Annotated in this window: 23 protein-coding genes; 11 read left to right on the plus strand and 12 right to left on the minus strand. The window is 70.1% G+C overall.

The features are described 5' to 3' along the window. Positions 1-21 precede the first annotated feature (21 nt). Genes ABDC25_RS16845 through ABDC25_RS16865 form a run of 5 tightly spaced genes read left to right on the plus strand, consistent with a single transcriptional unit; the run spans position 22 to position 2,933 of the window. Complete coding sequence (locus ABDC25_RS16845; protein WP_021198235.1) at positions 22-678, plus strand: TetR/AcrR family transcriptional regulator; 657 nt, start codon at positions 22-24, stop codon at positions 676-678. A gap of 9 nt (positions 679-687) precedes the next feature. After that, entirely contained in the window at positions 688-1,320 is a 633-nt protein-coding gene (locus ABDC25_RS16850; RefSeq protein ID WP_029259444.1) for a metal-dependent transcriptional regulator, read from the plus strand. 54 nt (positions 1,321-1,374) lie between these two features. Continuing rightward, a complete protein-coding gene (locus ABDC25_RS16855; protein WP_021198233.1) occupies positions 1,375-2,187 on the plus strand; it encodes an HAD-IIA family hydrolase in 813 nt (270 codons plus the stop codon). Positions 2,188-2,190: 3 nt separating this feature from the next. Further along, complete coding sequence (locus ABDC25_RS16860; protein ID WP_347123766.1) at positions 2,191-2,769, plus strand: YdeI/OmpD-associated family protein; 579 nt, start codon at positions 2,191-2,193, stop codon at positions 2,767-2,769. Next, on the plus strand, positions 2,766-2,933 hold the full coding sequence (locus ABDC25_RS16865; RefSeq protein ID WP_021198231.1) for a hypothetical protein: 168 nt from the start codon (positions 2,766-2,768) through the stop codon (positions 2,931-2,933). Before ABDC25_RS16860 ends, ABDC25_RS16865 begins: the two co-directional genes overlap by 4 nt. A gap of 40 nt (positions 2,934-2,973) precedes the next feature. Here the strand turns inward: ABDC25_RS16865 and ABDC25_RS16870 are convergent, their stop codons facing one another. The 9 genes from ABDC25_RS16870 to ABDC25_RS16910 all read right to left on the minus strand — a co-directional run bounded on the left by ABDC25_RS16870 (position 2,974) and on the right by ABDC25_RS16910 (position 12,907). After that, a complete protein-coding gene (locus tag ABDC25_RS16870; RefSeq protein ID WP_029266335.1) occupies positions 2,974-4,602 on the minus strand; it encodes an ABC transporter ATP-binding protein in 1,629 nt (542 codons plus the stop codon). Then, positions 4,599-5,702 (minus strand): serine hydrolase domain-containing protein, encoded by a 1,104-nt coding sequence (locus ABDC25_RS16875; protein ID WP_347123769.1) that lies wholly within the window; start codon positions 5,700-5,702, stop codon positions 4,599-4,601. The genes ABDC25_RS16870 and ABDC25_RS16875 overlap by 4 nt, the downstream gene beginning before the upstream one ends. Further along, complete coding sequence (locus ABDC25_RS16880) at positions 5,699-6,823, minus strand: dipeptide epimerase (RefSeq protein WP_347126020.1); 1,125 nt, start codon at positions 6,821-6,823, stop codon at positions 5,699-5,701. Before ABDC25_RS16880 ends, ABDC25_RS16875 begins: the two co-directional genes overlap by 4 nt. Positions 6,824-6,845: 22 nt before the next feature. Continuing rightward, positions 6,846-7,349: a GNAT family N-acetyltransferase gene (locus ABDC25_RS16885; protein ID WP_347123771.1), complete on the minus strand. Its 504-nt coding sequence runs from the start codon at positions 7,347-7,349 to the stop codon at positions 6,846-6,848. Continuing rightward, a complete protein-coding gene (locus ABDC25_RS16890) occupies positions 7,346-8,536 on the minus strand; it encodes an anhydro-N-acetylmuramic acid kinase (protein ID WP_347123773.1) in 1,191 nt (396 codons plus the stop codon). Before ABDC25_RS16890 ends, ABDC25_RS16885 begins: the two co-directional genes overlap by 4 nt. Further along, a complete protein-coding gene (gene murQ / locus ABDC25_RS16895) occupies positions 8,536-9,441 on the minus strand; it encodes an N-acetylmuramic acid 6-phosphate etherase (protein WP_347123775.1) in 906 nt (301 codons plus the stop codon). Before murQ ends, ABDC25_RS16890 begins: the two co-directional genes overlap by 1 nt. After that, on the minus strand, positions 9,438-10,325 hold the full coding sequence (locus ABDC25_RS16900) for an ABC transporter permease (protein WP_021198224.1): 888 nt from the start codon (positions 10,323-10,325) through the stop codon (positions 9,438-9,440). The genes murQ and ABDC25_RS16900 overlap by 4 nt, the downstream gene beginning before the upstream one ends. Continuing rightward, positions 10,322-11,293, minus strand: coding sequence for an ABC transporter permease (locus tag ABDC25_RS16905; RefSeq protein WP_021198223.1), 972 nt, complete (start codon positions 11,291-11,293; stop codon positions 10,322-10,324). The genes ABDC25_RS16900 and ABDC25_RS16905 overlap by 4 nt, the downstream gene beginning before the upstream one ends. A gap of 66 nt (positions 11,294-11,359) precedes the next feature. Continuing rightward, on the minus strand, positions 11,360-12,907 hold the full coding sequence (locus tag ABDC25_RS16910; protein ID WP_021198222.1) for an ABC transporter substrate-binding protein: 1,548 nt from the start codon (positions 12,905-12,907) through the stop codon (positions 11,360-11,362). 165 nt (positions 12,908-13,072) lie between these two features. Between ABDC25_RS16910 and ABDC25_RS16915 the strand changes: the two genes are divergently transcribed. The 4 genes from ABDC25_RS16915 to ABDC25_RS16930 all read left to right on the plus strand — a co-directional run bounded on the left by ABDC25_RS16915 (position 13,073) and on the right by ABDC25_RS16930 (position 15,836). After that, on the plus strand, positions 13,073-13,975 hold the full coding sequence (locus ABDC25_RS16915; RefSeq protein ID WP_029266345.1) for a MurR/RpiR family transcriptional regulator: 903 nt from the start codon (positions 13,073-13,075) through the stop codon (positions 13,973-13,975). Continuing rightward, positions 13,972-15,120 carry an MFS transporter gene (locus ABDC25_RS16920; RefSeq protein WP_167255310.1) on the plus strand — a complete coding sequence of 383 codons (1,149 nt, stop codon included), beginning with the start codon at positions 13,972-13,974 and terminating at the stop codon, positions 15,118-15,120. The genes ABDC25_RS16915 and ABDC25_RS16920 overlap by 4 nt, the downstream gene beginning before the upstream one ends. 136 nt (positions 15,121-15,256) lie before the next feature. Next, a complete protein-coding gene (locus tag ABDC25_RS16925; RefSeq protein WP_347123778.1) occupies positions 15,257-15,496 on the plus strand; it encodes a hypothetical protein in 240 nt (79 codons plus the stop codon). 4 nt (positions 15,497-15,500) lie between these two features. Continuing rightward, positions 15,501-15,836, plus strand: a complete 336-nt coding sequence (locus ABDC25_RS16930) for a hypothetical protein (protein ID WP_347123780.1) — start codon at positions 15,501-15,503, stop codon at positions 15,834-15,836. A gap of 23 nt (positions 15,837-15,859) precedes the next feature. On the opposite strand, the gene ABDC25_RS16935 is transcribed toward ABDC25_RS16930, so the two are convergent. Together ABDC25_RS16935 and pyrE are read right to left on the minus strand one after the other, a co-directional pair. Continuing rightward, on the minus strand, positions 15,860-16,762 hold the full coding sequence (locus tag ABDC25_RS16935) for an ROK family protein (RefSeq protein WP_167255306.1): 903 nt from the start codon (positions 16,760-16,762) through the stop codon (positions 15,860-15,862). Then, a complete protein-coding gene (gene pyrE, locus ABDC25_RS16940; protein WP_021198216.1) occupies positions 16,759-17,319 on the minus strand; it encodes an orotate phosphoribosyltransferase in 561 nt (186 codons plus the stop codon). Before pyrE ends, ABDC25_RS16935 begins: the two co-directional genes overlap by 4 nt. 182 nt (positions 17,320-17,501) lie before the next feature. On the opposite strand from pyrE, the gene ABDC25_RS16945 reads away from it, so the two are divergent. Further along, a complete protein-coding gene (locus ABDC25_RS16945; protein WP_167255304.1) occupies positions 17,502-18,362 on the plus strand; it encodes an exodeoxyribonuclease III in 861 nt (286 codons plus the stop codon). 11 nt (positions 18,363-18,373) lie between these two features. Beyond that, on the plus strand, positions 18,374-19,183 hold the full coding sequence (locus ABDC25_RS16950) for an HAD family hydrolase (protein ID WP_347123783.1): 810 nt from the start codon (positions 18,374-18,376) through the stop codon (positions 19,181-19,183). 92 nt (positions 19,184-19,275) lie between these two features. On the opposite strand, the gene ABDC25_RS16955 is transcribed toward ABDC25_RS16950, so the two are convergent. After that, positions 19,276-19,710 (minus strand): hypothetical protein, encoded by a 435-nt coding sequence (locus ABDC25_RS16955; protein ID WP_347123785.1) that lies wholly within the window; start codon positions 19,708-19,710, stop codon positions 19,276-19,278. Positions 19,711-19,771 lie beyond the last annotated feature (61 nt).

Here is a 19,771-nt window from a genome sequence, read left to right on the forward strand (position 1 = left end):
GCCCGAGCAGAATCGAGCACGATGACGAAATCTCCGCGCAGCGTCGGCCGACCGTCGACCCGGGTGCTCACCGAGGAGCGCATCCTGAAGGCCGCGTTCGCCCTCAGCGCGCAGCGCACACCGCGCCAGTTCACGATGACCGCGCTCGCGGAATCCCTGGGCGTTCGCACCTCGGCGCTCTACCACCACTTCGCGAACCGCGACGCCGTGATCCGGGCCATGCGCGGGCAGGTCAGCCGCGCGCTCATCTCCCCCGTGCGGCACGAGATGTCCGTCGAGGAGGCACTGCTCACCTGGGCCCACAGCTACCGCGACGCCGCGATCGCCGCCCCCGAGGCCATGGTGATGCTGGCGACCTCACCGATCGATGCCGACGAGGGCTCGTTCGCCGACTACGAGCAGATCGCACGCCTGCTCGCGGACGACGGCTGGCCGACCGTCACCATCGTGGACGCCATCGTGGCGCTGGAGTCGTTCATCATCGGCTCCGCCCTGGATGCCCTCGCGCCCGCAGACAACATGGCCCCGGGTGCACTCGCGCCGGATTTCCCGACGTTCGCCGAGGCCGAGGCCGCCAGGGCGCAGCTCAGCACGGACCCCGCCCGCCGCACGTTCGAGATCGGGGTGCGGGCACTCATCCACGGACTCACCGCGTGGGCGCGCGACAGCACCACGTAGGCTGGACCGGTGGCATCCCCGGCAGCTGACGATTATCTGAAGACCGTCTACGCGCACACCGAGTGGCAGGACGCACCGATCACTCCCTCGGTGCTTGCCGCGAAGCTCGGCATCGCGCCGTCGTCCGTCACCGAGATGGTGAAGAAGCTCGCCGCCGCCGGCCTCGTCTCGCACGTGCCCTACGGCGCGGTGCGGCTGACGGACACGGGCACGGCGCGCGCCCTCGCGATGGTGCGCCGACACCGCCTGATCGAGACCTGGCTGGTGCAGGAGTTCGACTACGGCTGGGACGAGGTGCACGACGAGGCCGAGGTGCTCGAGCACACCATCAGCGACCGACTGCTCGAAGGCATCGACGCGCGCCTGGGACGCCCCCGCTTCGATCCGCACGGCGACGCGATCCCCGACGCCGACGGTCGCATCGAGCGCGTACCGTTCGTGCTGCTCGCCGACGCGCCGGTCGGGCACACGGGACAGGTGCTGCGGGTCGACGACCGCGACCCCGAGCTGCTCCGAGCCCTCGAAGCACTCGGACTGGCGGTCGCGTCGACCGTGACGGTCACGGCATCCGGGGCCGAGATCGACGGCACGGAAGCGGCGTTGCCCGATGGCGCGGCCCAGGTGGTCTGGCTGAGCGCCTAGCCACCGCCGCAACACGGTCAGGTGCGCGTCACCTCCGGCCTCTAGGCTGTGCACATGGCACAACGTGACGACATCGAATGCTGGCTGACCGACATGGACGGCGTGCTCGTCCATGAGAACGACGCCATCCCCGGAGCCTCCGAACTGCTCGCCGGATGGGAGAGCGCAGGCATCCCGTACCTGGTGCTCACGAACAACTCGATCTTCACCGCGCGCGACCTGTCGGCACGCCTCCGCATCAGCGGGCTGCACGTGCCGGAGGAGCGCATCTGGACCTCGGCGCTCGCGACCGCCGACTTCCTGAAGCAGCAGCTCCCCGGCGGCTCGGCGTTCGTGATCGGCGAGGCCGGTATCCTCACCGCCCTGCACGACGCCGGCTTCATCATGACCGAGACGAACCCCGACTTCGTGGTCGTCGGCGAGACGCGCAACTACTCGTTCGAGGCGATCACCAAGGCCATCCGCCTCATCATCGGCGGCGCGCGCTTCATCGTCACGAACCCCGACGCCACGGGCCCGAGCACCGACGGACCGCTCCCCGCCACCGGAGCGATCGCCGCCCTCATCACCAAGGCCACCGGCAAGGAGCCGTACGTCGTCGGCAAGCCGAACCCGATGATGTTCCGTTCGGCGTTGAACAAGATCGGCGCGCACTCGAAGCGCACCGGCATGATCGGCGACCGCATGGACACCGACGTGGTCGCCGGCATCGAGGCCGGCCTGCACACGGTGCTGGTACTCACCGGCATCAGCGATCAGGCCGAGATCGAGAAGTACCCGTTCCGCCCCGACGAGATCGTGCAGTCCGTGGCCGACCTGCTGCCGCGGATCACCGAGACGATCACGACGGTGAAGACCAAGAAGTAGCCCATGGGCGCGCTCGACGACGGCGAACGGCTCAGAGCGGCTGATGCCGCGGCCTGGCGCGCCTGGCTCGCGGAGAACCATGAGCGCACGGCGGGCGTCTGGCTGCTCAGCGTGCGCGGATCGTCCGACGGCGTCGGCTACGAGGACGCCGTGCGGCAGGCACTCTGCTTCGGATGGATCGACGGCCCGGTGCGCGTGTTCGACGACGGCACGGGCGACCGCGCCAACGGTCAGTGGTTCTCTCCTCGTCGTCCCGGCAGCGGCTGGGCGGCCACGAACAAGGCGCGCATCGCGGAGCTCGAGGCCGAGGGGCTGCTGGCTCCCGCTGGCATCCGTGTGCTCGAGGTGGCGAAGGCGAACGGCTCCTGGACGGTTCTCGACGGACCGGAGGCCGGGATCGAACCCGAGGAGTTCGCCGCCGCGCTCGATGCCGTCCCCGCCGCGCGCGAAAACTGGGACGCGTTCCCGAAGTCGGTCAAGAAGTTCGGCCTCACGCACATCGCGATGGCCAAACGCCCGGAGACCCGGTCGGCCCGCATCGCGAAGATCGTGGCGGATGCCGCGGAGGGGAAACGCCCGTGAACCAGAACGACCTGCTGTTCCTCGTCGTCTTCCTCATCCTGCTCAGCTCGCTGACGGTGTTCATCGTGCAGTTCGTGCGCTCGCGTCGAGGACGCGGCGGCTCGGACGACGGGCGCGCCGGCTGGTGGGAAGGCCCCTGGGACGACGACGACCGCAGACGCTGAGCCTGCGGCCGCCGGAGAACCTCGCGGGATCGGAACTCTGTCAGGACGCCAGCGAAGCCCCGGGGATCGCGGCCAGCAGCTCGCGCGTGTACGGGTGCTGCGGGGCGTCGAAGATGCGCTCGGGCGTGCCGCTCTCGACCACGACACCGCGCTGCATGACGTGCACGTCGTCGGAGATCATCCGCACCACGGCGAGGTCATGGCTGATGAAGAGGTAGCTCAGGCCCAGGCGCTTCTGCAGATCGGCGAGCAGGTCGAGGATCTGCGCCTGCACCAGCACGTCGAGCGCCGACACCGCCTCGTCGAGCACCACGAGCTCGGGTTCGAGCGCCAGGGCCCGGGCGATCGCCACACGCTGACGCTGTCCGCCCGAGAGCTCGTGCGGCAGGCGCTCGGCCATGGCGGCCGGCAGCGCGACCTGCTCCAACAGCTCGAGCACGCGCGCGTGACGCGAGGCCGTGGTGCCGATGCGGTGCACGCGCAACGGCTCGGCGATCGACTGCTCGATCGTGTAGCGCGGGTCGAGCGAGGCGTAGGGATTCTGGAACACCGGCTGCACACGACGACGCAGGGCGAACAGCTCCTTGCGGCGGAGCGTGGTGAGGTCGAGCCCGTCGAACAGGATCGAGCCGGACGTGGCGTCTTCGAGCCCGAGCACCATGTTCGCGGTGGTGGACTTGCCGGAGCCCGACTCTCCCACGATCGACACCGTGGTGCCGCGGCGGATCTCGAAGCTGACGCCGTCGACGGCCGTGAAGGTCTGCGGCTCCCCGGCCTTGGGCGCGCGGAGGGCGAACTCCTTGCGGAGGTTCCGGATCTCGACGAAGGGCGTGCCCGTGGCGGCCTCGCGCTGCGGCAGCGCATCCCGGCGCGAGGCGAGGCTCGGGGCCGCGGCGAGCAGCTGCCGGGTGTACTCGTGCTGCGGGGCGCCGAGCACCTGCGCCGAGGTGCCCTCCTCGACGACGCGGCCGCGGAACATCACGACGATGCGGTCGGCGCGCTCCGCGGCGAGGGCCAGGTCGTGCGTGATCAGGAACACCGCGGTGCCGAGCTCGTCGGTGAGCGTGTCGAGCTGGTCCAGGATGCGTCGCTGCACGGTCACATCGAGGGCGGAGGTGGGCTCGTCCGCGATCAGCAGGCGCGGCTTGCAGGCCAGACCCATCGCGATCAGCACGCGCTGGCGCATGCCGCCGGAGAACTCGTGCGGGTACTGGTGGGCGCGCTGCGCGGCATCCGCGATCCCCACCATCTCGAGCAGCTCGACGACCCGCGCCTTCGTGGCATCGCCGTGTGTGTGGCCGTGCACCTCGAGCGCCTCGCCGATCTGCTCGCCCACGCGCATGAGCGGATTGAGGTTCGACATCGGGTCCTGCGGCACGAGGCCGATCCCGGCGCCGCGCAGGGAGATCATCGCGTTCTCGGGCAGGTCGGTCAGCTCGCGCCCGTCGAAGCGGATGCTGCCGGCCGTGATCACCCCGTTCTCGGGGAGCAGACGGTTGACCGCGGCCGCGGTGGTCGACTTGCCCGACCCCGACTCGCCCACGATCGCGACCGTCTCACCGGCGGCGATGTCGATGTTCACGTCGCTGATCGCGGTGACCAGCTCGGAACCGGTCCGGAAGGCGACGGCGAGGCCGCTGATGCTCAGCACGGGCTCGGTGGTGCTCATGGTGTTCTCGTTCCTTCGTTTTCGCGGAGAGGTTCGTGGTCGTCGAGGAGTGCGGGAAGCGCGGCGCGCCACAGCAGATCGGTCGGTGCGGGTGTGACCGCGAACAGGCGGTTGGTCAGCAGCACGGCGGCTGCTCCCGTTCCCGGAACGAGCCCGAGGGCGCAGCCGGTGTAGCCGGGGTGCCAGACCATGCGGGTCGGCCGCCCGGAGACGGCGATCGTCTCGCTGCGCCAGCCCAGCGCCTGCCCGGCATCCGGTCCGTCCCGGAACAGTTCGGCAACCGTATCCGGCCCCCACAGCTCCGGATGCCGCTCCGGAGCGGCGAGCGCCGCCCCCAGGGTCAGCAGGTCATCGACGGTGCTGAACAGCCCGGCGTGACCGGAGACACCCCCGAACGCATGGAAGCAGTTGCCGTCGTTCGCGACGCCGGCGATCTCGCCGTCACGCCAGGCGAAGTCCTTGTCGACGGTGAGGATCGGATACGGCTCTCCGGTCGCGACCATGCGACGCTCGGCGGCGTCGCCCACGGCGGACGAGGCGACGGGGCGGTCGACGGGTCCGTACCCGGTGTGATCGAGGCCGAGGGGCGCGGTCACCAGTTCGCGCACCGCGGCATCCAGGGGCAGTCCGGTGACGGCCGCGACGATGCGGCCGAGGAGCATGAACCCGAGGTCGGAGTAATGACGACCTTCGTCGAGGCCGTAGCGCAGCGGGAGGGCGTCGGCGGCCGCAGCGGCATCACCGGCGTGCTCGCGGTCGAGGTACAGCGGCTGCCATTCCCACAGGCCCGCACGATGCTGCAGGAGGTGGCGCACGGTCGTGCCCGGGGCGCAGGCGGTGCCGGGCACGAAACGGTCGACCGGGTCGTCGAAGCCGAGGTCACCGCGGCTGACCAGTCGCAGGATCGCGGTCGTCGTCGCGGCGACCTTCGACACCGAGGCGATGTCGAAGGAAGTCGCGGTGGTCATCGGGGTTCCGGCCAGGTCCGCCAGACCACCCGCGGCGACGTCACGGCCCGCATCGGTCACGACACCGGCGACGGCGCCCCGCGGCGCGGCATCCGTCGCCAGAACAGCGGTGACGGCAACGGCGGCGGTCATGCGCGCACCTCCGAGCGGTCGACGAGGTCGACGAGGGTGTCGGGCCGGGTATCGGATGCGAGGGTGGTGATGCCCAGTCCGGTGCCCGATCCGGGTTCCAGCATGTCTCCGGACAGCGCCACGCCACCCACCACGGGCGAGCTCCGCAGCCACAACGCGGCATCCAGGTCGTGCACCACGTCGGGGGCGACAGCGGCGGCCAGGTGGGCGGCGGCCGTCACGCCGACGTGCGATTCCATCATGCAGCCGATCACCACGCCCAGACCCGCTGTGCGGGCGACTTCTGCCGCAACGAAGGCCTCGGCCAGGCCGCCGGTCTTGGCGAGCTTGATGTTCACGAGGTCTGCGGCACCACGGTCGGCGACGACCCGGACATCCCGCGCCGTGCGCACCGACTCGTCGGCCATGATCGGCGTGCCGACGGCGGCCGTGACCGCGGCGAGCGCGTCGAGGTCGTGCGCCGCGACCGGCTGCTCGACGAGTTCGAGCCCGAGCCCCTCGTCTTCGGCGGCCCGGATCACCCGGATCGCGGTCTCGACATCCCAGGCCTGGTTGGCGTCGACGCGCAGCGTGATGGCAGGCCCGACCGCGGCACGCACGGCCCGGAGCCCGGCGACCGTGTCGTGCGCCGCGGACGCCTTGATCTTGAGGCATCCGAAGCCCGCGGCGACGTGCTCCTCGGAAACGGCTGCCAGCGCGGACGGCTCGCCCGCGGACAGGGTCATGTCGGTGCGGATGCGCGCGGGCGCCGGTGCGCTCGTGAGGCTCTGCGCAAGCGGGAGTCCGCGCTGCTGGGCGGCGAGGTCGGCGACGGCGCACTCGACCGCGCTGCGGGCCGCGGCATTGCCCCACACTGCACGGGCGATGTCGGCGGCGATCCCGGGATCACCGACGTTCCGTCCGAGCACGACCTCGGCGAGGGGTCCTGCCACCACGGCGGCGACGCTCGGCGGACTCTCCCCCGTCACGCGCCAGCTCACGGCGGCTTCGCCGTATCCTCGACGACCGTCGACGTCGCTCACCTCGACGAGCACGACGTCGAGGTGCTCCGTCTGCCGCACCGCCGTGACGAACGGACGCACCAGGGGCGACGGGACGCGGAGCACGCGGATGCGCTCCACGGCACTCAACTCAGGACTCCGCTCATGCCCACTCCTTGCGCATGCGCTGTTCGGGCTCACCGAACTCCGGCTGCGTGTGGGTGGCGCCGTCGGGGTGCCAGCCCTTCGCCTCGTAGAAGCCGATCGACGGCGCGTTCGCCGCGAACACCCACAGCGTCGCGGCCTCGGCCCCGGCGTCCCGCAGGTCCGCGGTCGCCTGCGCCAGCAGCGCGCCGCCGATCCCACCGCCATGGGCGCGTGGCGAAACGTACAGGGAATGCACGGCCCCGTCGATCCGCCCGTCGTCGGCAGTGGTCGCGGCGTACCGGGTGATCCCGACGATCCCGCCGTCGCGGACGGCCACGAGCACGACGCCGACCGGTTCGGCGAGCACCCGGCGCCACAGGGCCTCGGCACGCTCATCGGTCATCGCGTCGATCGCCGCGTCGGGCAGCACACCCCGGTAGCTCTCGCGCCAGCACGCGAGGAACACCTCGAGCACCCCGGACAGGTCGTCCGGGGTCGCGGGGCGCACCTGGAGGCTCACGATGCCGCGGCCTCCGTGAGCACGAGGGAGTCGATGGAGGCGACGGGTTCGGGCATCTGCAGCGGTCCGACACCGGGCGTGATGGTGCCGAGGATGCGCGGCTCGCGCGCTCCGGTGCCGCCGGGGACGATCGCGGGGACGCCGTGCATCGTGGACCAGCCGATGAGAGCGAGGAGGATCGCCTCCTTGCTGTCGGCCGCGGCGCCCAGCTCGTCGGCCAGCACGACCTCGGTGTCCGGCAGCGCGGCGCGCAGTCCGTCGAGGATCAGCGGGTTGCGGCATCCGCCGCCCGACACGGCGAGGAACCCGATGCCGGCGGCCTCCACGTCCCCCGCGACCGTGCGGACCGTGAGCTCGGTCAGGGTGCGCACCACATCGGCGACCGGGATCTCCCGGTTCTGCGCGGCGAGGTGCTCCTGCACGTAGCCGAGGTGGAAGTGCTCCTTGCCCGTGCTCTTGGGCGGGGTGAGAGCGTAGTACGGGTCGTCGAGCAGAGCAGCCAGCAGCGCCTCGTCGACCTGACCGGTGCGGGCGATCGCGGCGTCGTCGTCGTAGCCGAGCGGGTTGAGGTCGTGCTCGACGATGACCGCGTCGACCAGTGCGTTCGCGGGGCCGATGTCGTACGCGACAAGGCCGTCCTGCCGCACCACGGTCATGTTCGAGATGCCGCCCAGGTTGAGGGCTGCAGAGACCCCGGCGCGCGAACGCAGCAGCAGCTCGTCGAGGAACGACACCAGCGGGGCGCCGTGGCCGCCGACCGTGATGTCGCGGATGCGGATGTCGGAGACCACGGGGGCGCCGACCTTCTCGGCGATCCAGGCCGGCTGCCCGATCTGCAGGGTGCCCAGCGCGTGCGCGCCGTCGACCCAGTGGTAGACGGTCTGCCCGTGCGAGCACACGGCATCGACACCGCCGACCTCTGCCGCGATGTCGGCCGCGACCGCGGCGAACGCCTGCCCGATGAGGGTGTCGAGCTCCGCCACCTCGGCGAGCGTGGTCTGCGCCGGTGGCAGCGCAGCGATCAGGCGCGCCCGCAGCTCGGGGGCGTAGGGCACGCTCGTCGCCGCGAGCACCGTGCCGTGCAGATCCACGCCGTGGGCGGTGAAGCCGCCACTGGTCGTGAAGTCGACGACGGCGGCATCGATCCCGTCGTGCGAGGTGCCGGAGATCAGTCCGAGGACGCGCATCAGTTCTCCTCCAGTGCAGTGCGCAGCCGACCGTCGGCCGCGTCCAGTCGTGCGGTGGCCGCGGCGAGGTCCTCGCCGCGGCGGATCATGATCGACGCGAGCTTCACGTCGTATGAGGTCGCCTCCAGTGCCGCCTTCGCCGCGCCCCGATCGACATCCGCGATGGTCTGCACCATTCGGATCGCCCGCTCGCGGAGCTTGTGGTTGGTGGCCTTCACGTCCACCATCAGGTTGCCGTAGGCCTTGCCGTTCCGCACCATCGAGATGGTCGAGAACATGTTGAGCACGAGCTTCTGGGCCGTACCCGACTTGAGCCGCGTCGAGCCGGAGAGCACCTCGGGGCCGACCTCGACCTCGATCCCGTGCTCCGCCGCCGCGCTCAGGGCGGTCCCGACGTTGCAGGAGAGACCGATGCTGAGGGCACCGCGTTCGCGCGCCCGACGGACAGCGGCGATCACGTAGGGCGTGCGTCCGCTCGAGGCGATGCCGATCACGGTGTCGAGCGGACCGATGCCCGCGGCATCGATGGCCGCAGCGCCCGCTTCCGCGTCGTCCTCTGCTCCCTCGACGGGGTTCACGATCGCGCCCGGCCCTCCGGCCATGATCGCGAACACCAGCTCGGGCGGGGTGCTGAAGGTGGGCGGGCACTCCGAGGCGTCGAGCACACCGATGCGGCCGGGGGTGCCCGCGCCGACGTAGACCAGGCGTCCGCCCTGCGCCATGCGATCGGCCGTCGCCTCGATCGCGGGCACGATCTGCGTGAGGGCACGTTGCACCGCGGCGGGCACCGTGGCATCCGCCTCGTTCATGGTCTGCGCGAGTTCGGCGACGCTCATGAGGTCGAGCTCCGCATAGCGGGGATCGCTGGCCTCCGTGGCCAGTCCACCGAGATCCTCCATGGTCATCGCTTCCCTCTGTTCCGGGGATCGAGGCTGTCGCGCAGCCCGTCGCCGAGCAGGTTCAGTCCGACGACGAGGAGCACCACGATCACGCCGGGCGCGATCATGGTCCACGGGGCGATCGTGACGAGCGTGCGCGCCTCGAAGATCATCGAGCCGAGCGAGGGTGCGGGCGGCGGCGTGCCGAGTCCGAGGAAGCTCAGCGAGGCCTCGGTGAGCACAGCCCACGAGAGCGAGAGCGTGACCTGCACGATGATGATCGACGTGATGTTCGGCAGCACGTGGCGGAACATGGTCGCCATGCGGCTCTGGCCGGTGCTCTTCGCGGCCTTGACGTACTCGACCTCGCGCAGCGACAGCACGGGCCCGCGGGTGACGCGGATGAAGATCGGCACGTAGACGATCGCGATGGCCACGGCGATGGTGAACCAATTGCGCTCGAACACCGAGGCCAGCGAGAGCGCGAGCAGCAGCGGCGGGAAGGCGAACAGCACGTTCGTGACCGCGGTGATCGCCCCGTCCGAGAAGCCGCGGTAGAACCCGGCGATGAGCCCGCACACGGTGCCGACCACGGTCGCGAAGGCCACGGCGACGACCGAGATCAGCGCCGAGTTGGCGACGCCGGCGGCGACGCGCGAGAACACGTCGCGCCCGAACTGATCGGTGCCGAACCAGTGCACGGCCGACGGCGGCTGCAGGCGAGACGGCGGGTCCTGCGCGAGCGGGTCGAAAGGCAGCAGGCCGAACGCCGAGACGAGGCTCAGCACGGCGAGCAGGACCACGATGATGAGGCCGGTGAGTCCGCTGCGGCTGCGCAGCAGGAGACGCACGCGCTCCATGGTGCGCCCGCCGCCGGGGGCGAGGGCCGGAGTCTGAGAGATGTCGGTCATGCGGCACGCACCCGAGGATCGATGACCCGGTACAGCAGGTCGGTGAGCAGGTTGACGATGACGAAGGCGAGCGCGATCACGAGCACGGTGCTCTGCACGAGCGCGTACTCCTTCTGCTGGATGCCGAGCAGCACCTGGCGTCCGATGCCGGGGAGCGAGAAGATCTGCTCGACCACGACGGCACCGCCGAGGAGGTAGCCGAACTGCAGGCCGGTCATCGTGACGATGGGCACCAGCGCGTTGCCGAGCACGTGGCGCACCTGCAGGCGACGCGGAGGGACGCCCTTCGCCCTGGCGGTGCGGATGAAGTCGTTGGAGCGGATCTCGAGCACGGCCGTGCGGGTGGTGCGCATGATCGGTGCGGCGATGCCGAAGCCGAGCACGATCGAGGGCAGCAGCATCTGCTGGAGGTTCAGCAGCGGATCCTCGAACAGCGTGGCGTAGGCCTGGCCATTCGGGTTGAAGCCGAACGACGAGGCGAGGATCGCCAGGAGTGCCGTGCCGAGCAGGAACGCGGGGATGGAGAGACCGGCGAGGCCGACGACCTGTCCGACGCCGTCGCGGAACGAGTCGGGCTTCGAGGCGGAGAGCATGCCGAGCGGGATGCCGATGGCCAGCGCGATCACGATCGAGAAGATCGCCAGCTCGAACGTCACGGGGAGGGCGGCGGCGGTGAGGTCGAGGACGCTCGTCTGCGCCCGTGACGAGAAGCCGAGGTTGCCGGTGAAGATGTTGCCCAGCCACGAGAAGAACTGCACGACGAGCGGCTGGTCGAGGCCGTAGTAGGACTCGAGGGCGGCGCGCTGCGAGGGCGTGAGAGCGGCCGCCTCGGTGCCGAGGCCGGAGCTGATCTGGTCGCCGGGGATGGCGCGCAGCATCAGGAAGACGAAGATGGCGACGCCGAGGAGCGTGCCGAGGGCTGCGAGGATGCGTCGCAGCACGCTGTTGCGGAGGAGCTGTCTGAACATGCGCGTGTGTGGGTGCCTGTCGTCGGGGAGGGAGGGGGCGCGGGGTGGCCGCGCCCCCTCGATCCGCTACTTGATGGAGGTGGTCCGCAGGTACTGCAGCGAGCCGTTCACCATCGGGACGAAGCCGTCGACGGTCGACGCGGTCGCCGTGTAGGTGTAGCTCGTGAACAGCCAGATCCACGCGGCGTTGTCCTCGAGGTTCTCCGAGACCTGCGCGTAGATGTCCTTCCGCTTGTCCGGGTCGGCCGTCTGGCGGCCCTCGGCGAACAGTGCGTCGAGCTCGGGCGAGGAGTAGCCGGCGACCTTGTTCAGGTTTCCGGTGCTCGTGAAGTACCGGCCGTACATGCCGTCGGGGTCGGGGCGACCGCCGTTGAGCGCGACCGCCGCGTCGAAGTCGGCCGCGATCCAGCGGTCGACGAACGCGCCGGACTCGAGCACCTCGAGGTCGAGCGTGATGTTCGCGTCCGCCAGCTGGGCCTTGAGGTTCTGCGCCTCGTTGACCGAGGTGGCGTACTCCCCCTGCGAGACGATCGTCTTGATGGTGACGCCGTCTTCCTTGCCCGCCTTCTTCAGGTACTCGGCGGCCTTGTCGAGGTCGCGCTCGGGGCACGGACGGGCATCCGGGTCGGACTTGTACGCGGGCGACGTGATCGGGCCGGTGACCTCGCCCTCGCCGAGCGCAGCGGTGTCGAGCACCTCCTGACGGTCGATCGCGCACTGGATCGCGAGGCGCACGTTGACGTCGGTGAGGTCGCCGCGCGTGGCGTTCAGCTGCAGCGCGTGGTAGCTCAGCTGCGGGGTCGTGGCGACCTCCACATTGGCACCCTCGGCGGTCTGCGCGACCAGCGGGTCGTCGAACACGGCCAGCTGCACGTTGCCGGACTGCATCGCCGAGACGATCGACGACTCGTCGGGGATCACGCGGAACTCGACCGTGTCGAGCAGCGCGGTGTCTCCCCAGTAGTCCTCGTTCTTGGCGAGCGTGATCGACTGGCTCGCCTTGCGGTCGTCGAGGATGAAGGGGCCGGTGCCGTTCGGCGTGGTGTTCAGCCCCTCTTCGGTGTCGTCCGAGGACAGCATCGCCATGTTGATCACGGCGAGGTTCGCGGGGAGCGCGGCGTCGGGAGCGCTGAGGGTGAGGGTGACGGTCTTCTCGTCGGTGGCCTCGACCGCGGTGACCGAGGCGAGGGAGCTGCGCGCGACGGCGGCCGTCGCCTCAGCCGCGATCGCGTCGAGCGAGTACTTGACGTCTTCCGAACCGAAGGTGCTCCCGTCGGCGAACGTGACGCCCTCGCGCAGGTGGAAGGTCAGGGTGAGGCCGTCTTCGGAGACGTCCCACGACTCGGCGAGGCCGGGGACCACGTTGAGGTCCTCGTCGAACTCGGTCAGCGTGCCGTACAGGTTCTGCAGCACATTGACGGCCTGGAACTGGGTGGCCTTCCAGGGGAACAGGGTGTCCGGGTCGCTGGTGACGCCGATGACGAGGTCGCCGCCCGCCGCGCCCTCGGAGGGCTTCGGGTCGGATGCGGGTGCGGAACACCCGGTGATGACGAGGGCGAAGGCGAGGCCCGTCGCCGTGAGAGCGCCGAGTGACGCCCAGCGTGCTGTGCTCATTGCTGGATCCTCCTGAATGTGACGCGCCGCCGTGGCGTCGGGTCAGGCGCTGTTGCCTGCCGCCCCGTGAACGTCGTCGGTCGTGGTTGGTACCAAAAGTACACGAAGGTCACTACAGATGTAACAGAAGTTCCTCTACTGTTATGAACAGTGATCGGAGACCCCATGCCTCATGAAGCCGCCCGCGACGATGCCGGCGCACACCCCGTCCTCGTCCGCATGCGCGCGATCCGCCCCGAACTGCGTCCGAGTGAACAGCGCATCGCCGATCTGTTCCTCGCCGACCCCGCGGGCACCGCCGGCCTCTCCGTCGCCGAGCTCGCCCAGCGCTGCGACACTTCGACCACCTCGGTCGTGCGGTTCTGCAAACGCCTCGGATACGAGCACGTGCGCGAGCTGCGCAACCACGTGCTGCGCGACGTCGAGCGCGAGACCTTCGACACGGCCGCGCTCCCCGCCGTCTCCGGCGACATCGACCGCAACGACACCCTGACCGACATCGTCGCGAAGGTGTCGCTCGCCGAGACGCTCTCCCTCGCCGACACCGCCAAGGTGCTCGACACCGATTCGCTGCGGGCCTCGGTCGACGCCATCACCTCGTCGACCAGGGTCGACATCTTCGGTGTGGGCGCGAGCTCCATCGTCGGACTCGACCTGCAGCGCAAGCTCACCCGTATCGGACGCACGGCGCTGGAGTGGTCGGACCCGCACGCGGCGTGGACCTCGGCGGCGACGCTCGGCCCCGGCAATGTCGCGATCGCGGTGTCGCACACCGGTGCCACCACCGACACGATCGAGTTCCTGCTGCTCGCCCGGCAGGCCGGAGCGACCACCATCGCGATCACGAACCACGCCGGCGCACCGCTGGCCGATCAGGCCGACATCGTGCTGACGACGGCCGCCCGTGAGACCGGCTTCCGCTCCGGCGCGCTCGGCAGCCGGATCGCCCAGCTCATGGTGGTCGACTGCATCTTCATCGGCGTCGCCCAGTCGAACTACGACCGCTCGATGGAGGCGCTGCGCGACACATTCGCCGCCGTGCACCGCGTGCGGACGGCGGGGGCGTGACCGACGGGATCGTACGCGCGCGGACGGGACTGTTCACCGCCTTCGCGGGTCTCGGGGTCACGGCCGCGTTCGTTCCCGCCATCCTCCCCTCCACCGAGCGGACGATCACGGCCGACCTCAGCGCCGCCGTGCCCGCGCTGTTCGCCGGGCTCCTGGTCGGGGTGCTGGCGTCGAGTCCGCTCCTGATGCGCCGGCCTCCGCGCACCGTGCTGATGCTCGGCAGCGCCCTCCAGGCCGCCGCGATCGTCACCGTGGCCCTGGCCGGCACGCCCGCCGTGTTCATCACCGCGGCTGTCGTCGCCGGGTTCGGGTTCGGGTTGGTCGAGGCCTCCGGGTCGGTCGCCGCGAAGTCCCTGTCGGTCGGCAGCGCGACGGGTCTGCTCAGCGCACTGCTCGGCACGGTGGCCGTCTGCGCCGCCGTCACCCCGCTGATCGTCGCCGCCGGCTCGGGTGTGCGTGCGACGCTCGGCATCCTGGCGATCGTTCCGCTGCTCACGATCGCGATGCTCACGGGGTCGGTGTCGCCGGATGCCCGCACCGCGGCTCCCGCGCGCCGCGACGTCCGCGGGCTGCTCGTGCTCCTGCCGTTCGCCGTCGCCCTCCCCCTCTACGTCGGCGTCGAGACCGTGCTCTCCGGCTGGTCGGCCGTGATCCCCGAGCGGATCCTCGGGGTCGACCCAGGCCTCGCCGCGCTGGGGACCTCGGCGTTCTGGACGCTGATGGCCGTCGGTCGCTTCGGCGCGGCGGCCCTGCGCCGTCTCTCCGTGTCACCGATCGCGATCCTCATCACCGCCACGGGCGCCGCCGCGATCCTGATGGCGGTCGCAGGACTGCTGGTGGCGTCCGCACCCGCGGGGGCACTCGTTGCATTGGCCGCCGTGGTCGTGCTCCTCGCCCCGAGCTACGGGCTCATCCTGGGCCTCGCGCTCGACCACCTCGACCCCGCTCGCAGCGCCGCGGTGACCGGCGCCCTCGTCGCGTGCGGAGCCGTGGGCGGCACCTTCGTGCCCGCCCTGATCCTCCTGATCGGTCGAGACCCGGCATCGAGCACGACGTTCCTCGTGTCCGCCGCCCTGTGCGCGCTCGTCCCGATGCTCGTGCTGGTCGCCGCACGATCGCCCCGGCCGACACCTGCTGCGGACTGACCTCCTCTCCACATCTCGCGGCGCCGGCAGCCTCTTCACAGATGCTGGAATACCGGCGCACACAGGGGCGACTGCGGCGTAACCTCGCTGACATACCTATCCGCAGCACACCCATCGGCAGTAAAGGAGAGCGCGCGTGTCCACCGAGGTCCTCACGATCGTCCTCAGCGCGATCGGCGTCGCGCTGACGATCACCACGGGCCTCTTCGCCGCCGGCACCTGGATGGTCCGCCGCATCGACGACAGGATCGACGCGGTCGATGAGAAGCTCAGCACCCGCATCGACGCTGTGGCCGCCGACGTCACCGACCTCAAGGTCTCCGTCGCCCGCCTCGAAGGACCCCCACGACACCTGCTCACCACGGGAAGAGGATGAGACCGTGACCACCGAGACCCTCACGATCGTCCTCAGCGCCATCGGCATCGTGCTCACCCTCGGCACCAGCCTCTTCGCCGCCGGCGCCTGGATGGTCCGCCGGGTCGACGACCGCTTCGACACGGTGGAGCAGAAGCTGACCGACCGCATCGACGCCGTCGACGAGAAGCTCAGCGCACGCATCGATGCCGTCGACGAGAAGCTGACAGCTCGCATCGACGCCGTCGATGAGAAGCTCAGTACCCGCATCGACGCTGTGGCCGCCGACGTCACCGACCTCAAGATCTCCGTCGCCCGCCTCGAAGGACCACCACGACATCTGCTCGCGGCGCGCGGCTGATCAGCGCGTGCGGACGGACCTCCCTACCGCAGCACGAGGGCGGCGGCGCCGATGAGCGGCCCCTCGTCACCGAGCCCCGAGCGCACGACCCGGGTGCGACGCGAGTACTCATGCGCCGCGCTGCCGGTCAGAGCCTGCTGCACGAGGTCGATGTAGTCCGCCGACACCCGCGAGAATCCGCCGCCGATGGCGACCACGTCGAGGTCGACGAGGGTGGCGGCATCCGCGAGAGCCTCTCCCACCTCGCGCGCCGAACGTTCGATCGCCGCCCGCGCGACGAGGTCACCGGCAGCCGCATCCCGTGCGAGGTCTTCACCCGTGGCGCCTGTCCATCCCTGCCGCTGCGCCCAGGCCGCACTCGCCGGCCCTGAGGCGATCTCTTCGAGCGTCAGACCGCCTTCGCGACGGACCTGACCGAGGTGGCCGGCGTTGCCGGTGGCTCCGGGGATGTACGCACCGTTCGCGACGAAGCCCCCACCGACTCCGGTCGAGACGACGATCGACAGCGAGGCACCGGCCCCCTGCGTGGCCCCGAGCCAAGACTCGGCGAGCGCGAGTGCACCACCGTCGTGACCGAGCACGGTGGGCACGTCGCTCCCCATGACCGTGGATGCCGCCGCACGGACCGACTCCTCGAGCCTGAAACCACGCGCCAGAGGCATGTTCACGGGCATGATCGCGCCGGCGGTGCGGTCGATGGGGCCGGCGCTGCCGACTCCCGCTCCGACGAGCAGGGCGTCCGCGGGCAGAGCCGCGAGAGCATGTTCGACGATCGCGACCACCGAGGCGTCGAGCGACGCGAGTGTCGCTTCGCGACCGGTCGTCTGCCGGCTCCGGCTGCCCTCGACGAGCACGCCGTCCTCCGCGACGAGCGCGGCCTCCATCTTGGTGCCGCCGACGTCGACGGCCAGGGCGTAGCGGGTCACTGCGGGTCGAGTCCGAGGTCGTCGAGGTCGAAGGCCGCGCGCCACTCGAGGCCCTCGGCTTCGATCGCCGCCTGCGCACCGGTCTTGCGGTCGACGATCACGGCGACGGCGACGATCTCGGCGCCTTCCTTGCGCAGGGCTTCGACGGCCTTGAGCGCCGACTGCCCGGTGGTCGAAGTGTCTTCGAGCACGACGACGCGCTTGCCCTTGACATCGGCGCCTTCGATCTGGCGGCCGCGGCCGTGGTCCTTCGGCTCCTTGCGCACGACGAACGCGTCGAGCGGAGTGCCGGCGGCGACCGAGGCGTGCAGCACCGAGTTCGCGATCGGGTCGGCGCCGAGCGTGAGCCCGCCGACGGCCACGACATCGAGGTCGCCGATCAGGTCGAGCATGATGCGGCCGATCGCGGGAGCGGCACGGTGGTCCAGCGTGAGCTTGCGCATGTCGACGTAGTACGTCGCCTTCTTGCCGCTGGAGAGGGTGAAGTCGCCGTGGAACACCGCCTCGTCCTTGATGAGGTCGAGGAGTGTCTGGCGGTCTGCGTCGAGTGCGGTCACGGCATCCAGTGTAGAAGCCTGGGACGCACTGCGCGGAGGCATGAGGTTTGACCGGATGCATGAACTCCCGGCCTTGCGGCTCATGCATCCGTCCGGCGGTCATGCAGGTGACCGCCATACAGGTCGCGGGCGACGGACCCAGCGCGGGCTCGTGTGTCGGATCTCGCAACTAGGCTGGAGGCATGCGCTTGGCCACCTGGAACGTCAACTCCATCCGCACCCGCGTCACCCGCACCGTCGAGTTCGCCGTCCGAGAAGACATCGATGTGCTGGCGATGCAGGAGATCAAGTGCAAGCCCGAGCAGTTCCCCTACGGGCCGTTCGAAGAGGCCGGCTACCACGTCGAGGTGCACGGCCTGAATCAGTGGAACGGCGTCGCGATCGCGAGCCGCCTGCCCGTCACCGATGTGCGCACGTCGTTCGACGGCATGCCGGGCTTCGCGAAGGGGCATGAGGGGCCGGATGCTCCGCTCGAGGCCCGCGCGCTCGGCGTGATGGTCGACGGGGTTCGGGTGTGGAGCCTGTACGTGCCCAACGGCCGCTCCCTCGAAGACCCGCACTATCTCTACAAGCTGCATTGGTTGGAGCAGCTGAAGAAGTCGACGGCCGCCGAGCTGTCGGCGAACCCCGACCTGCCGCTGGCCCTGGTCGGCGACTTCAACATCATTCCGTTCGACGTCGACAACGGCGATCCCGACATCGTGATCGGCCGGTCCACCCATGTCTCTCCGCAGGAGCGCGACGCGTTCTTCGCGTTCCAGGATGCCGGGGTGACCGACGTCGTGCGCCCGCTGATACCCGAAGGCTTCACCTATTGGGACTATCAGCGCCTGAAGTTCCCGCGCAACGAGGGCGTGCGCATCGACTTCGTGCTCGGCTCGCGCACGCTGGCCGAGGCCGTGCAGGGCGCGTCCATCCACCGCGACGAGCGCAAGGGCGAGCAGCCCAGTGATCACGTTCCCGTCGTCGTCGACCTCGATAGCCGCCGTCTCGGAACCGGCGGCGCCGATGACGACGACGACATGCCGATGATCTTCTCCTGAATGTCGACCCCATGAGTGTGCGCCTGATCACCACCGATCTCGACGGCACCCTTCTCGATTCGACATCGACCGTCACCCCACGCACCCGCGCGGCTCTCGACGCCGCGCGCGCCCGTGGCATCCACGTCGTGCCGGTCACCGCCCGTCAGCCGATCGGGCTGCGGGCCATCGCGGCGGATGCCGGGTTCGACGGCTGGGCGCTGTGCAGCAACGGCGCGTACGCGGTGCGCCTCGACGACGGGCGGATGCTGTTCGCCGAAGAGCTTCCCGCTGACACGATCCGCACGCTGGCCGAGGCTCTGCGCGCGAGCATCCCCGGCCTGCTGTTCGCAAGCGTGCGCGACGCCGGCGAGACGTTCGTGGCACAAGACGGCTACGCCGCGATCGCCGCTCTCGCCGACCACAAACGCGACCCTGCGACCATGGGCGGCGTGCCTCTGGAGCAGGTGCTCGCCGCTCCCAGCCTGAAGTTCGTGATCCGACACCCCGAGCTCGCGCCCGACGCGCTGTTCGACGTGGTGCGCTCACTCGGACTCACCGGCTTCGAGGCCACGCTCTCCGGAGCCCCGTTCGTCGAGGTCATGGCCGAGGGCGTCACCAAGGCGACGGGCCTCGCCCGGCTCTGCGACCACCTCGGCATCGACCGCGCCGACGTGGTGGCCTTCGGCGATGCGCTCAACGACGTCGAGATGCTCCGCTGGGCAGGTCACGGGGTCGCGATGGCCGACGCCGAACCTCCGGTGAAGGACGCAGCCGACGAGACGACCACCTCGAACGACGACGACGGTGTGGCACGAGTGATCGAGCGGCTGCTCGACTGACACGATGTTGCCCGACTGGTCATCGCCTCGGGCCCGTGCCTGAGCCTGGCCGCCGAGATCCATGGCGACGGATCACTTCTCGATCTCGAGGCTCAGGGTGTTTCTCTCGGGCGCACCCAGACCGTTCTCGTGAACTCCCAATCGAGATCTCGCTCTCGAGGCGAACGACCGGACACATACTCGACCGCGTAGGCATCTCCCCACGGGTTTCCGTCATACGGGCACCGATGCTCTTCTCGGTCGTTCGGCATGGCCCAGTATTCACGGGAGAAAACATAGAGGGACGGCGGCTCGTACGGGTCCAGAACCGGAACCCTGTCCAGCGACGGCAGCTCCGTTTCCAGCGTGACGCTGTCTCCCCAGGGAAGAGCGAGACGTGCTTCCATTCCCGACGGCAGCCTCCGGTCGCACGACGACAACACCTCAAGGCTCGCTTGGATATCGAACCCACCATCGGGGGTCTCGCCGAGGATCTCGTCCAGGTGGTCGACCACGAACAGACATGTCGCCGGGTCGATCCTCGCCACGCTTTGTGCTACCCATTCAGACACACGTTGCTCGTTCACAAGGAATGCCCCGTCCCGCGAA

It is taken from the genome of Microbacterium sp. SY138 (assembly GCF_039729145.1).
GTDB classification, from domain to species: Bacteria; Actinomycetota; Actinomycetes; order Actinomycetales; family Microbacteriaceae; genus Microbacterium; species Microbacterium maritypicum_A.